Origin of the sequence: Salmonella sp. SAL04213 (genome assembly GCF_046550535.1) — a bacterium.
Taxonomy (GTDB): Bacteria; Pseudomonadota; Gammaproteobacteria; order Enterobacterales; family Enterobacteriaceae; genus Salmonella; species Salmonella enterica.
Map to the genome: position 1 here is coordinate 213,748 of NZ_JBGDXS010000006.1, position 12,841 is coordinate 226,588.

Genomic DNA, 12,841 nt, shown 5'->3' on the forward strand with positions numbered 1-12,841 from the left:
AAATGTGTTCACGATACGCTTAACCCACCGGGAATAACCAGGAAAACTCCAGGTATTCGTTTCGGCTTCATCAGGCGTAAGAGTGGGTGTTTGCAGGGCAAACTAGGCCAGCTCTCCCTTGACTAACGGGACGAAGCGAACGGCCTCCACGGTATCGATAATAAATTCGCCGCCCCGGCGACGCACGCGTTTCAAAAACTGCTGCTCATCGCCCACGGGCAGAACAAGAATGCCGCCTTCATCCAACTGTGCCATGAGCGCGGTAGGAATTTCCGGCGGCGCGGCCGTCACAATGATAGCGTCAAACGGCGCACGCGCCTGCCAGCCTTGCCAGCCATCGCCATGACGGGTAGAAACATTATGTAAATCGAGCTGCTTCAGGCGGCGACGCGCCTGCCATTGCAGCCCCTTAATCCGCTCAACGGAGCAAACGTGATGTACCAGATGCGCCAGAATCGCCGTCTGATAGCCGGAACCAGTGCCAATTTCCAACACCCTGGATTGCGGCGTCAGTTCGAGCAGTTCCGTCATTCGCGCCACCATATAGGGCTGCGAAATCGTCTGACCCTGGCCTATCGGCAAAGCGATATTTTCCCAGGCCTTATGTTCAAACGCTTCATCAATAAATTTCTCGCGCGGCACTGCGGCAAGCGCATTAAGCACCTGCTCATCTCTGATGCCCTGCGCGCGCAATTGTTCAAGAAGAGCCTGTACACGTCCACTTACCATTGCGTGCCAACTCCCACGCTGTCTAACCAGTCTGAAACCACATCATGCGCGCTGTGCGCGGTTAAATCCACATGCAACGGCGTGACGGAGACGTAGCCTTCATCCACCGCCGCGAAATCGGTATCCGGCCCGGCATCGTATTTATCGCCCGGCGGGCCAATCCAGTACAATGTATTACCGCGCGGATCTTCCTGCGGGATTACTTTATCCGCTGGATGGCGGCTACCACAGCGAGTCACGCGGATGCCTTTAACCTGCGCTAACGGTAGATCCGGGACATTCACGTTGAGAATACGCCCGGTACGCAACGGCTCCCGGCTTAACCCTCGCAAAAGCGCGCAAGTCACGGCTGCAGCCGTATCATAATGCTGATAGCCGTTAAGGGAGACCGCTAATGCCGGAAAGCCGAGATGACGACCTTCCATCGCCGCGGCGACAGTACCGGAATAGATCACATCATCGCCCAGATTCGGACCCGCGTTAATACCGGAAACGACAATATCCGGACGCGGACGCATTAAGGCATTAACGCCCAGATAGACGCAATCGGTCGGCGTCCCCATCTGTACAGCGATATCGCCATTATCAAAGGTAAAAGTACGAAGCGAAGATTCCAGCGTGAGGGAATTAGACGCGCCGCTGCGGTTACGATCCGGGGCTACGACCTGTACATCAGCAAACTCACGCAGCGCTTTCGCCAGCGTTTGTATACCGGGCGCGTGAACCCCGTCATCGTTACTCAGCAATATGCGCATAATCACCCATTGTGTTGATCAGTTCCCTTACTACGCTGGTGGCAAAACTGCCTGCGGGCAGCCAGAAACGTAACTCGACGGTAACGTCATCCCACCAGTTCCAGCTTAATTGTTGCGGATAAAGCAGCATCGCTCTGCGCGACGCCTCTACTTTTTCGCGCAGCAACAGCGATTGCAACACCGTTTCCTGGGCAATGGCATCTTGCTCAAACGCCAGCGCCGCACGCTGTGTTCCCCACTCTCCGCTGCCCGGCAACGATGCTGTAATCATCAGCTCTTTTTCGTCTACCCGGCGCTGCAATTCAGGCAGTTCTTCAGATGTCGCGACGAACCAGCTTCCACGCCCCGCTAATTGTAGCGCATCGCCGTCAACAACTTGATTAAAGTCTGGTTTCTTCAGCCGCTGGTGAACAATTTGATTAAACAACGCGCTACGCGCCGCCGACAACCAAAAACTGCGTTTATTGCGATCGCGCACCGGCGCGTTACTTTGCGCCCAGCGCAGCGCGCCCTGCAAGTTGCTGCCGCCAATGCCGAATCGCTGTGCGCCGAAATAGTTCGGCACGCCGCCATCGCGAATCGCCTGCAATCGTGTTTCGACATCGCGGCGATCGCTTATTTCACGCAACACCAGCGTAAAGGCATTGCCTTTCAGCGCGCCTAAACGCAGCTTACGCTTGTGACGCGCGTATTCCAGCACTTTACAACCTTCCAGCTGAAAGGCGCTGAAATCGGGCATCTCTTTCCCCGGCACGCGCGCGCACAGCCACTGCTCGGTAACGGCGTGTTTATCTTTTTGCCCGGCAAAGCTCACTTCGCGAGCGTGAATTTTCAGGAATTTCGCCAGCGCGTCAGCGACAAAACGGGTATTGCAACCGTTTTTCAAAATACGCAGCAGAATGTGCTCGCCTTCACCATCCGGCGTAAAGCCTAAATCTTCAACCACCACAAAATCTTCCGGATTCGCTTTCAGCAATCCGCTACCTTGTGGTTTTCCGTGCAGCCAGGTGAGATTGTCAAACTCTGTCATTTCGCCGCCTTCATCAGCAACGCGACCGCTTCGCAGGCAATGCCTTCTCCGCGTCCGGTAAATCCGAGCTTTTCCGTCGTCGTCGCCTTCACGTTAACGTCATCCATATGGCAGCCGAGATCTTCGGCGATAAAGACGCGCATTTGCGGAATATGCGGCAGCATTTTCGGCGCCTGCGCAATAATGGTGACATCCACGTTGCCGAGGGTGTACCCCTTCGCCTGAATACGACGCCAGGCTTCACGCAGCAGTTCGCGGCTATCCGCTCCCTTAAATGCCGGATCGGTATCCGGGAAGAGCTTGCCGATATCGCCAAGCGCCGCCGCGCCCAGCAGCGCATCGGTCAGCGCATGTAACGCCACATCGCCATCGGAATGCGCCAATAGCCCTTTTTCATAAGGGATACGCACGCCGCCAATAATAATCGGCCCTTCTCCGCCAAACGCGTGTACGTCAAAACCGTGTCCAATTCGCATTATGCTTTCTCCTGGTGGATGGTTCGGGTCAGATAAAATTCCGCCAGCGCCAGATCTTCCGGACGGGTGACCTTGATATTATCCGCGCGACCTTCTACCAGCGCCGGATGAAAACCACAATACTCCAGCGCTGACGCTTCGTCGGTGATGGTCGCGCCTTCATTCAGCGCACGCGTCAGACAATCGTGCAAGAGTTCGCGGGGGAAAAACTGCGGGGTGAGCGCGTGCCATAAATCGGCGCGCTCTACGGTATGGGCAATCGCGTTTTTCCCCGGTTCGCCGCGTTTCATGGTGTCGCGCACCGGACTGGCGAGGATACCGCCGACCCGGCTGTTTTCGCTGATAGCCAGCAACCGCGCAAGGTCATCCTGATGCAAACAGGGTCTTGCCGCGTCGTGCACCAGCACCCACTGCGCCTTTGCAACGGCCTGTAACCCGGCCAAAACGGAATCAGCGCGTTCGTTGCCGCCATCCACAACGGTGATTTGCGGATGATTCGCCAGCGGAAGTTGGGCAAAGCGATGATCGCCAGGGCTGATAGCAATAACAACGCGTGTCACCCGAGGATGCGCCAGCAGCGCATGAACTGAGTGCTCCAGAATGGTTTTATTACCGATTGAGAGATACTGCTTAGGACATTCTGTTTGCATTCGGCGGCCAAATCCGGCAGCCGGCACCACGGCGCAAACGTCCAATAAAGTGGCTGCCATGTTAAATCCCTGGATGGTTTATCGATGAGTTTGCCCCGCCGTTGCCGCGCGTTTTGAGGCGTCAGGCACCAGACGATAGAAGGTTTCGCCCGGTTTGGTCATGCTAAGTTCGTTGCGCGCGCGCTCCTCAATCGCTTCCTGGCCGCCATTGAGATCGTCAATTTCGGCAAAAAGCTGATCGTTACGCGCTTTAAGTTTGGCGTTTGTCGCCTGCTGCGCGACCACATCATCGTTGACGCGGCTATAGTCATGTATGCCGTTCTTACCGAACCACAGCGAGTACTGTAGCCAGACCAGTAAAGCCAGCAACAGCAGCGTTAGTTTACCCATCCTGCCCCCTGAAAAACGGCATCATCATCCCATAACGTCCTCTGTGACTCCACATTCAGGACGGGATTGCCGCGACAACGCCGGCAAATGTACCACATTTGCCGGATGTTACGTATACCCGAGTAAGGAGAACATAATCTCATTGTTGGTTACGGTTTGAATTATGACCGGAGGCGCAGTGATAACCCGTCTACCCTAATAGCCATATAAATAACGCGCCGAACAGCGCGCCTACGGCCAGTAGAGTAAACATGATGCTAAAAAGTATTTTGCCCTTTACCAGCAGATGCAACGCAATGCCGATAATCACCGATACCGGCATTAACGCGAGGAAAAAGGGCCAGGTATAGAGGAAAAAAAACAGCGTGTTAGGGCCATAAAGCAGAAAAGGGATCCCCAACGCCAGCAGCCATGACACAAAGCCGACCACCGCCCCCGGAAATGCACTGGTGGCGTCATCGTCGACCATGAAGGCGTCTGACCTTGTGAAAGTAATGTTATGGCTATTACGCATATTAAATCCTGTAACCTTGACCATACCGGGCATACAAGCCCGGTGGTGTCTCAGGATCTGATAATATCGCGCCGTCTCAGCAGGTCTAATAATTGGGAAACCAAATTTGTTACTAATTGTTCACCATTAAGATGAACCTGTGGCGAGTCAGGCGCTTCGTAAATGGCGTCGATGCCGGTAAAGTTACGCAACTCGCCCGCGCGCGCTTTTTTATACAACCCTTTAGGATCGCGCTGTTCACAGATAGCCAGCGGCGTATTGACATAAATCTCGATAAAACGATCGTGGCCGACGCGCTCTTTTACCAGTTGCCGCTCGGCGCGGTGCGGAGAAATAAATGCCGTCAAAACAATCAGACCGGCGTCCGCCATCAGACTGGCCACTTCGCCTACCCGCCGGATATTCTCCTGGCGATCGGCATCGCTAAAGCCTAAATCACGGCACAAACCGTGGCGCACATTATCGCCATCCAACAGGTAGGTACTGACGCCACGCTGATGTAACGCCTCTTCCAGCGCGCCGGCCACCGTTGATTTTCCCGAACCGGAGAGTCCGGTAAACCACAGCACCACGCCACGGTGGCCGTGGAGCTGCTCACGGGCGGCGACAGTAACGGGATGAGAGTGCCAGACCACGTTCTCATCATGCAGCGCCATGTTTATCTCCCAGCAAATCGCGGGCGTCCCAGTGTGGAAAATGACGGCGTACCAGCGCATTCAACTCCAGCTCAAACGCACTGTATTCCACGGGCGGCGTCGCTCCGCGTTCGTCCAGTTCCCGCACCATGCCAGCGCCCACGGTGACGTTAGAAAGTCGGTCGATAAAAATCAGCCCGCCCGTCACCGGATTTTGCTGATAAATATCCAGAGCGAGCGGCTCATCGAATGTCATCTCTACCAGACCAATACCGTTTAACGGCAGACTTTCGACGTCTCGTTGGGTCAGATTGTTGATATCAATCTGATAGCGAATAGCCTCGATACGCGCGCGGGTTTTCTTACCCGCAAGTTTAACATCGTAGCTTTGGCCCGGCGCCAGCGGCTGTTCCGCCATCCATACCACGTCGATCGCAGCGTGCCGCGCAGGTGCCAGCGTCTCGTTTGCCGCCAGCAGCAGATCACCGCGGCTAATATCAATGTCGTCGTTGAGTACCAGGGTAATGGCTTCGCCCGCACAGGCTTCTTCTTTGTCGCCATCAAAAGTGACGATACGCGCCACGCTGGATTCCACGCCAGACGGCAGCACTTTAATGCGCTCTCCGACTTTGACGCTACCAGACGCCAGAGTGCCGGCATACCCCCGAAAATCAAGGTTCGGGCGATTGACGTATTGTACCGGAAAGCGCATCGGCTGACGGTCTACCGCACGCTGTATGTCTACCGTTTCCAGGACTTCCAGCAGCGTCGGACCGCTGTACCAGCGCATATTCGCGCTCTGCGCGGCGACATTATCCCCTTCCAGCGCCGAAAGCGGGACAAAGCGAATATCCAGATCGCCCGGCAACTGTTCAGCAAAGGTCAGATAATCTTCACGAATACGGGCGAAGGTCTCTTCGCGGTAGTCAACGAGATCCATTTTGTTGATTGCCACCACCAGGTGTTTGATCCCCAACAGAGTGGAGATAAAGCTATGGCGACGCGTCTGATCCAGCACGCCTTTACGCGCGTCGATCAGTAGGATCGCCAGATCGCAGGTGGACGCCCCGGTCGCCATATTACGGGTATATTGTTCATGGCCCGGCGTGTCGGCGATAATAAATTTTCGTTTTTCCGTGGAGAAATAGCGGTACGCGACGTCAATAGTAATGCCCTGCTCACGCTCGGCCTGTAGCCCATCTACCAGCAGCGCCAGATCGAGTTTTTCTCCCTGCGTGCCATGACGTTTACTGTCATTATGCAGAGAAGAGAGCTGATCTTCATAAATTTGCAGGGTATCGTGCAGCAAACGACCTATCAGCGTACTTTTACCGTCATCAACGCTGCCACAGGTTAAAAAACGCAGCAGGCTTTTGTGTTGTTGGGCCATCATCCAGGCTTCGACGCCGCCTTCATTGGCGATTTGTTGTGCAAGTATGGTGTTCATGGCGGCTCCTTAGAAATACCCCTGACGTTTTTTAAGCTCCATCGACCCCGCCTGATCGCGGTCAATCATCCTCCCCTGGCGCTCGCTGGTGGTAGAAACCAGCATCTCTTCAATAATTTCCGGCAGCGTTTGCGCGTGGGACTCCACCGCCCCGGTGAGCGGCCAACAGCCAAGTGTACGGAAGCGCACCATCCTTTTTTTGATGACTTCGCCAGGCTGGAGATCGATACGAGCGTCATCCACCATCATCAACATGCCGTCACGTTCCAGAACCGGGCGTTCAGCAGCCAAATACAGCGGCACGATGTCGATGTTTTCCAGCCAGATGTATTGCCAGATATCCTGCTCTGTCCAGTTGGAGAGCGGGAAGACGCGTATACTTTCGCCTTTATTAATCTGACCGTTATAGTTACGCCACAACTCTGGCCGCTGATTTTTCGGGTCCCAGCGATGGAAACGGTCACGAAAGGAGTAAATACGTTCTTTCGCGCGGGATTTTTCCTCATCGCGCCGTGCGCCGCCGAACGCGGCATCAAAACCGTACTTATTCAGCGCCTGCTTTAACCCTTCGGTTTTCATAATGTCGGTGTGTTTAGCGCTACCGTGAACGAACGGATTGATGCCCATCGCCACGCCTTCCGGATTTTTATGTACCAGCAATTCGCAGCCGTATGCGTTGGCGGTACGATCGCGAAAGGCGTACATCTCACGGAATTTCCAACCGGTATCAACGTGCAATAGCGGGAACGGTAACGTACCCGGATAAAACGCCTTACGCGCCAGATGCAGCATGACGCTGGAGTCTTTACCAATGGAGTACAGCATGACCGGATTAGCGAATTCCGCTGCCACTTCACGGATAATGTGGATACTTTCCGCCTCCAGTTGCCGCAGGTGGGTGAGTCGTTTTTGATCCATAACCGTTCCTTTGCAATACCGTTTTTTGCTAAACATTTCGATTACACGACTATAGGGAGCGCAGGAGGGTGAATGAAATGACGAATTGGAATGAGTAGTTCCTCAAAGGAATAACGCGGCCCAAAAACCAATATCAAAAAATGCTTAACGTACCGGATTGCCAGCATTTAGGAGCAAATGAAATTGTATTAACACGATCGCGGTTTCATACTAGCCACGTAAAATTTTGTTCTGTATTTAAGGACTCATTATGTTTTCCGCAACGCGCCGCTTTGCCGTCATTCTGGCGCTCGGCGTAGGCTTTATCCTTCCTGCACAAGCAGCATCACCAGGGCCTGGTGAAATAGCGAATACTCAGGCACGACATATCGCCACCTTTTTTCCCGGGAGAATGACGGGCTCCCCCGCCGAGATGTTGTCTGCCGATTATTTACGCCAACAATTTACCCAGATGGGATACCAAAGCGATATTCGAACGTTTAATAGCCGATTTATTTATACCACGAAGGATAATCGCAAAAACTGGCATAACGTGACGGGCAGTACGGTCATCGCCGCCCATGAAGGGCGCGTGCCGCAACAGATCATCATTATGGCGCATCTGGATACGTACGCTCCGCAGAGCGACGCTGATGTCGATGCCAATCTGGGCGGTTTAACGTTACAGGGAATGGATGATAATGCCGCGGGATTAGGCGTTATGCTGGAACTGGCGGCGCGTCTGAAAGATATACCGACCCATTATGGGATTCGTTTTATCGCCACCAGCGGGGAAGAAGAGGGAAAGCTAGGCGCGGAAAATTTACTCAAACGAATGAGTGACGCTGAGAAGAAAAATACGCTGCTGGTCATTAATCTCGATAACCTGATTGTTGGCGACAAGCTCTATTTTAATAGCGGGAAAAATACGCCTGAAGCGGTGCGTACACTGACCCGCGATCGGGCATTAGCGATTGCGCGCCGTTATGGTATCGCCGCCAACACCAATCCGGGACGCAATCCATCCTACCCCAAAGGAACGGGTTGCTGTAATGACGCGGAGGTTTTCGATAAAGCGGGAATATCGGTGCTTTCTGTTGAGGCGACGAACTGGAATCTGGGTAAAAAAGACGGATACCAGCAACGCGTGAAAAATGCCTCCTTCCCGAACGGCAATAGCTGGCACGACGTACGGCTTGATAATCAACAGCATATTGACAAGGCGCTGCCAGGGCGAATTGAGCGCCGTAGCCGCGATGTAGTGCGGATAATGCTGCCGTTGGTAAAAGAGCTGGCGAAGGCGGAAAAAACGTCCTGATATGCTGGTGAAACGTGTTTATCCCCGCTGACGCGGGGAACACAGCTGAACAAACGTCAGGCGGGTGTACCAGTTCGGTTTCTCCCGGCTGACGCGGGGAACACGAGCTGGCGAACCTGATGGCGGGCGACGTGGACGGTTTATCCCCGCTGGCGCGGGGAACACCATTGCGTTGTGAGCGCATTGAGTTGATTACTCGGTTTATCCCCGCTGGCGCGGGGAACACGCGTCGCGCGTGATGTGGCAGGCATTTGAGAGCGGTTTATCCCCGCTGGCGCGGGGAACACAACATCGGCGTAAACGCGGCTTTTTCGGATGGCGGTTTATCCCCGCTGGCGCGGGGAACACAGGAGAAACAGCCCCCCCTTTTTCCCTTTTTTCGGTTTATCCCCGCTGGCGCGGGGAACACAACGAACGATATGCGCAATTACACTGACAATTCGGTTTATCCCCGCTGGCGCGGGGAACACTTTCCTTATAGGATTTTGCATGATGCACCCGGCGGTTTATCCCCGCTGGCGCGGGGAACACCACTCGCGATTAAACCACAGGCGGGATAACAACGGTTTATCCCCGCTGGCGCGGGGAACACTCCGACCCAAACCAGCGGGCTACACGACGGAACGGTTTATCCCCGCTGGCGCGGGGAACACCCAACAACGCCCGGGTCGTTGGTGATAGCGGCCGGTTTATCCCCGCTGGCGCGGGGAACACTGCGGGGCGCTGGCAACAGGAATCGGGCGTCGCGGTTTATCCCCGCTGGCGCGGGGAACACCGTATAAACGCCCGCCCGTTATCGCTGGTTTTCGGTTTATCCCCGCTGGCGCGGGGAACACTTACGTGGCGGGCAACAATTTTAGAGGGGCTGCGGTTTATCCCCGCTGGCGCGGGGAACACTTATGCGTACCCGGCAGGAACCCCCTCCGGTTCGGTTTATCCCCGCTGGCGCGGGGAACACCCCCATATCGGCAAACAGGTCTTTTTTGCTGACGGTTTATCCCCGCTGGCGCGGGGAACACCACGATAAAATCCCTTGCACAACCTCCCCGATCGGTTTATCCCCGCTGGCGCGGGGAACACAGTTTTGCCGCCGCGTAGTTGTGGTGTCCATCCGGTTTATCCCCGCTGGCGCGGGGAACACTCGCCCGGCAACGTGCTTTTCAGGTTCAGCGTCGGTTTATCCCCGCTGGCGCGGGGAACACTGGACGTTCAGATTCTGAATCCTGAGCATCGCCGGTTTATCCCCGCTGGCGCGGGGAACACGCCGGTGTGGCGGTGTAAATTTTTATTGAGGTCGGTTTATCCCCGCTGGCGCGGGGAACACTCCTGTTCATCCGGAGGCAGGGACGCAAAAAACGGTTTATCCCCGCTGGCGCGGGGAACACCACCGCTTCACCAGGGAGTTGCAAACGTTCTTCGGTTTATCCCCGCTGGCGCGGGGAACACTTGTCCAGTTCGCCCGTTTTTTTATCAACGGCCGGTTTATCCCCGCTGGCGCGGGGAACACAACGTGCACCGTACCGGAAACCAGATCCACGTCGGTTTATCCCCGCTGGCGCGGGGAACACCCGCCCGAAGACAAAAATGATACCGCCTCTTACGGTTTATCCCCGCTGGCGCGGGGAACACCTTTCACTGACCTTGCCAGGCCAATTATGCAGCGGTTTATCCCCGCTGGCGCGGGGAACACGACATGTGTCAGGTAATAACTGACACTGTACACGGTTTATCCCCGCTGGCGCGGGGAACACTCCCACTCCGGAGCAAGAATGCGCAGCACTGGCGTCTCTCGCTCATCCTGCCCACTCTTTTTCACCAGACCGTTACGATCGCGAATATGACGCTGTAGTCGACCGGCCCGCTGAATTAATAAATCCACCGGCGCTAAATCAGAGATCATCTCATCGCAGTCAATATCCAGACTTTGTTCGATGACCTGCGTGGCGATAATGACCTTACCGGCACGTTGCGCGCAGCTCTGTTTGCCAAAGAGATTCAGCGTCTGCGACTCAATCCGCTGACGATCGTGAAAAGCAAAGCGACTATGGAAGAGTAAAAGGTTTTCCGTGGCGACGACCTTACTCAGTTGAAGCTGGCGATAGATACGAATCGCATCATCAACGGAGTTACGTATCCAGGCGATACAGTTTCCTTTTTCCACTGCTTCACCTATACGTTCAAGACACGACTCTTCACTATGTAGCCAGCCAATATCTACGCTACGCTCAACCTCTTTGCGTGTATCAACCCGCTGAGAAATCAGCTCTGTTTGTGTGACCTGAGTCAGCCAGGGATAATCGTCATGGCCTAGCAACGGCGCCTGCACACTACGCCTCACCCCACGGGAAAATGCCGCCACCAGCTTATCTCGCTGCTGCTGCGATAGCGTCGCAGATAACAGAATAGTGGCGTTGCCATTACTGGCCTGCCGTTCAATCAAACCTTCAAGTATTCGGGACATCCAGGCATCACAGGCATGGATCTCATCAGCCAGTAAAATCTTGTTGCTAAGACCCAGTAACCGCAGGTTGTTATGTTTAAATGGCATTACCGCCATCATCGCCTGATCCAACGTGCCTACGCCAACCTCCGCCAACAACGCTTTTTTATTGCTGTCGGCAAACCAGGCGGCGCATCCCTGACTATAAGGCTGCGCTTCATCGGGTTCTTCCGTACCAGAAAGAGTGACCGACCATATTGACTGATTGAAACGATCCATTAAGCGACGCGCGCTATGCGCCAGAATCAGGCTGGGACGGGAGTCCGGCTGATACAGCGCCAGCCAGGTGTTCGCCATACGTTCAAACATCGCGTTGGCTGTCGCCATTGTCGGCAGTCCAAAATAGAGTCCCTGCGCTTTACCTGCCGCCATCAGTCGATGAGCTAATATGAGCGCCGCCTCTGTTTTTCCGGCTCCAGTGACATCTTCAAGAATAAAGAGTTGGGCGCCATCCACGTTGATACCCAGCTCAAGCGCCTTTTGTTGTAACGGTGTGGGATGCTGAATAAAAGGGAAAAGCGTTTCTATGCCCGTAAAGGCAGACACATTCGCCGCTGAGGGAAATAGCGTAATGGCAGTTTGTGCTTTAGTGAGAGCTTGCTGCCAGTAGATATCAACAGGCATTTTTTCCGCAGTACGCGGAAAATAACGGCTGGCAGAACCAGTCCAGTCAGCCAGTACAACCGCAGCGGAAATAAACCAGGAAAGTTGCTGAAATTGGTCGATACCCTCATCTTCATCCCAGGCTTCAGGCAAAGTAATTAAAGGAAAGAGCGCTTTTATTCTCAGAAGAAAATCTCTTGCCGCATCTTTATCCTGCTGGCGAAAATGGTCCAGCTCCTGGATTGCCTCTGGAGGGCGTCCATGATGACCTGTAGTGACTGGCATCCAAAGCGCCATAACGCGCTTACTTTTACGAACTGAAAGCGAAGAAGGAGGAAACAATTCAGGGCATTCACTTAGCCAGGAGTTCCACAACACGTATCCCAGCGTGGTATGCGCGATTTTTTCATAATGCCGTGTAGGCTCATTAAAGATGTTTAAAGCCTCATGACGGTATAGTTGCTGGAAGGAATGAGCAAATTTTCCAATATCATGCCAACATAAAATCCAGGCAAAAAATTGCGCCGCCTGCTCCTTATCCTGGATGCCTAATTTTTTTAGATAGTGGTCAATAAAATAAATATTATTTATCACCATCCAGTAACCCACAGCCGCAACATCTAAAGAATGCCAGCAAAGCAAATGGTAATCATCACCGCCGTCAGTTTCTCCGCGTCGAGACTTTCCCCAATAGTGATATATCGACACGTAAACTCCAGCATGTGGATAATAAAAGCACTCTACGCCTTTTTAATGGTCTTTTTTGTTGATATATCTCACAAAAATTGCACTTCCTGAGATTATATTTAAATATGCTCACTCAACTTTATATATTCTTCAGAAATATTTACCCCACGAATAATTATTATAAATTTTCCGCTCTTTTCTTTTGGAAGA

General features: G+C 53.8%; 11 protein-coding genes, 1 pseudogene and 1 CRISPR repeat array. Of the genes and pseudogenes, 1 reads left to right on the forward strand and 11 read right to left on the reverse strand.

The features are described from left to right. Positions 1 to 102: 102 nt before the first annotated feature. The 10 genes from ACLJPQ_RS16300 to cysD all read right to left on the reverse strand — a co-directional run bounded on the left by ACLJPQ_RS16300 (position 103) and on the right by cysD (position 7,544). Complete coding sequence (locus tag ACLJPQ_RS16300; protein WP_000253545.1) at positions 103 to 729, reverse strand: protein-L-isoaspartate(D-aspartate) O-methyltransferase; 627 nt, start codon at positions 727 to 729, stop codon at positions 103 to 105. Further along, on the reverse strand, positions 723 to 1,484 hold the full coding sequence (surE, locus tag ACLJPQ_RS16305) for a 5'/3'-nucleotidase SurE (RefSeq protein ID WP_001221538.1): 762 nt from the start codon (positions 1,482 to 1,484) through the stop codon (positions 723 to 725). The genes ACLJPQ_RS16300 and surE overlap by 7 nt, the downstream gene beginning before the upstream one ends. Continuing rightward, complete coding sequence (gene truD / locus ACLJPQ_RS16310; protein ID WP_000134246.1) at positions 1,465 to 2,514, reverse strand: tRNA pseudouridine(13) synthase TruD; 1,050 nt, start codon at positions 2,512 to 2,514, stop codon at positions 1,465 to 1,467. Before truD ends, surE begins: the two co-directional genes overlap by 20 nt. Beyond that, the gene (gene ispF / locus ACLJPQ_RS16315) at positions 2,511 to 2,990 is read right to left on the reverse strand and encodes a 2-C-methyl-D-erythritol 2,4-cyclodiphosphate synthase (protein WP_001219244.1); all 480 of its coding nucleotides are present in this window, start codon (positions 2,988 to 2,990) and stop codon (positions 2,511 to 2,513) included. The genes truD and ispF overlap by 4 nt, the downstream gene beginning before the upstream one ends. Continuing rightward, positions 2,990 to 3,700 (reverse strand): 2-C-methyl-D-erythritol 4-phosphate cytidylyltransferase, encoded by a 711-nt coding sequence (gene ispD, locus ACLJPQ_RS16320; protein ID WP_000741649.1) that lies wholly within the window; start codon positions 3,698 to 3,700, stop codon positions 2,990 to 2,992. Before ispD ends, ispF begins: the two co-directional genes overlap by 1 nt. An 18-nt stretch (positions 3,701 to 3,718) precedes the next feature. Then, the gene (ftsB, locus tag ACLJPQ_RS16325; RefSeq protein ID WP_000517480.1) at positions 3,719 to 4,030 is read right to left on the reverse strand and encodes a cell division protein FtsB; all 312 of its coding nucleotides are present in this window, start codon (positions 4,028 to 4,030) and stop codon (positions 3,719 to 3,721) included. A gap of 190 nt (positions 4,031 to 4,220) precedes the next feature. After that, a complete protein-coding gene (locus ACLJPQ_RS16330; protein WP_001537530.1) occupies positions 4,221 to 4,544 on the reverse strand; it encodes a DUF3561 family protein in 324 nt (107 codons plus the stop codon). A 50-nt stretch (positions 4,545 to 4,594) separates the two neighbouring features. Continuing rightward, positions 4,595 to 5,200: an adenylyl-sulfate kinase gene (cysC, locus tag ACLJPQ_RS16335; RefSeq protein ID WP_001173663.1), complete on the reverse strand. Its 606-nt coding sequence runs from the start codon at positions 5,198 to 5,200 to the stop codon at positions 4,595 to 4,597. After that, on the reverse strand, positions 5,187 to 6,626 hold the full coding sequence (cysN, locus tag ACLJPQ_RS16340) for a sulfate adenylyltransferase subunit CysN (protein WP_001092269.1): 1,440 nt from the start codon (positions 6,624 to 6,626) through the stop codon (positions 5,187 to 5,189). Before cysN ends, cysC begins: the two co-directional genes overlap by 14 nt. Positions 6,627 to 6,635: 9 nt before the next feature. After that, the gene (gene cysD / locus ACLJPQ_RS16345; RefSeq protein ID WP_080184764.1) at positions 6,636 to 7,544 is read right to left on the reverse strand and encodes a sulfate adenylyltransferase subunit CysD; all 909 of its coding nucleotides are present in this window, start codon (positions 7,542 to 7,544) and stop codon (positions 6,636 to 6,638) included. Between the two features lie 250 nt (positions 7,545 to 7,794). Between cysD and ACLJPQ_RS16350 the strand changes: the two genes are divergently transcribed. Next, complete coding sequence (locus ACLJPQ_RS16350; RefSeq protein ID WP_000490481.1) at positions 7,795 to 8,841, forward strand: aminopeptidase; 1,047 nt, start codon at positions 7,795 to 7,797, stop codon at positions 8,839 to 8,841. A 14-nt stretch (positions 8,842 to 8,855) separates the two neighbouring features. Then, a CRISPR array of direct repeats spans positions 8,856 to 10,592; the repeat unit is 29 nt; unit sequence CGGTTTATCCCCGCTGGCGCGGGGAACAC. A 134-nt stretch (positions 10,593 to 10,726) separates the two neighbouring features. Here ACLJPQ_RS16350 and cas3 read toward each other — a convergent pair. Continuing rightward, positions 10,727 to 12,652 (reverse strand): annotated as a pseudogene (gene cas3, locus ACLJPQ_RS16355) (CRISPR-associated helicase Cas3'); the annotation flags it as partial. Between the last annotated feature and the right edge of the window lie 189 nt (positions 12,653 to 12,841).

Bases quoted from the DNA above. Each gene is read 5' to 3' on its own strand.
- ACLJPQ_RS16300 (WP_000253545.1), bottom strand. From the start codon at position 729: ATGGTAAGTGGACGTGTACAGGCTCTTCTTGAACAATTGCGCGCGCAG.
- surE (WP_001221538.1), bottom strand. From the start codon at position 1,484: ATGCGCATATTGCTGAGTAACGATGACGGGGTTCACGCGCCCGGTATA.
- truD (WP_000134246.1), bottom strand. From the start codon at position 2,514: ATGACAGAGTTTGACAATCTCACCTGGCTGCACGGAAAACCACAAGGT.
- ispF (WP_001219244.1), bottom strand. From the start codon at position 2,990: ATGCGAATTGGACACGGTTTTGACGTACACGCGTTTGGCGGAGAAGGG.
- ispD (WP_000741649.1), bottom strand. From the start codon at position 3,700: ATGGCAGCCACTTTATTGGACGTTTGCGCCGTGGTGCCGGCTGCCGGA.
- ftsB (WP_000517480.1), bottom strand. From the start codon at position 4,030: ATGGGTAAACTAACGCTGCTGTTGCTGGCTTTACTGGTCTGGCTACAG.
- ACLJPQ_RS16330 (WP_001537530.1), bottom strand. From the start codon at position 4,544: ATGCGTAATAGCCATAACATTACTTTCACAAGGTCAGACGCCTTCATG.
- cysC (WP_001173663.1), bottom strand. From the start codon at position 5,200: ATGGCGCTGCATGATGAGAACGTGGTCTGGCACTCTCATCCCGTTACT.
- cysN (WP_001092269.1), bottom strand. From the start codon at position 6,626: ATGAACACCATACTTGCACAACAAATCGCCAATGAAGGCGGCGTCGAA.
- cysD (WP_080184764.1), bottom strand. From the start codon at position 7,544: ATGGATCAAAAACGACTCACCCACCTGCGGCAACTGGAGGCGGAAAGT.
- ACLJPQ_RS16350 (WP_000490481.1), top strand. From the start codon at position 7,795: ATGTTTTCCGCAACGCGCCGCTTTGCCGTCATTCTGGCGCTCGGCGTA.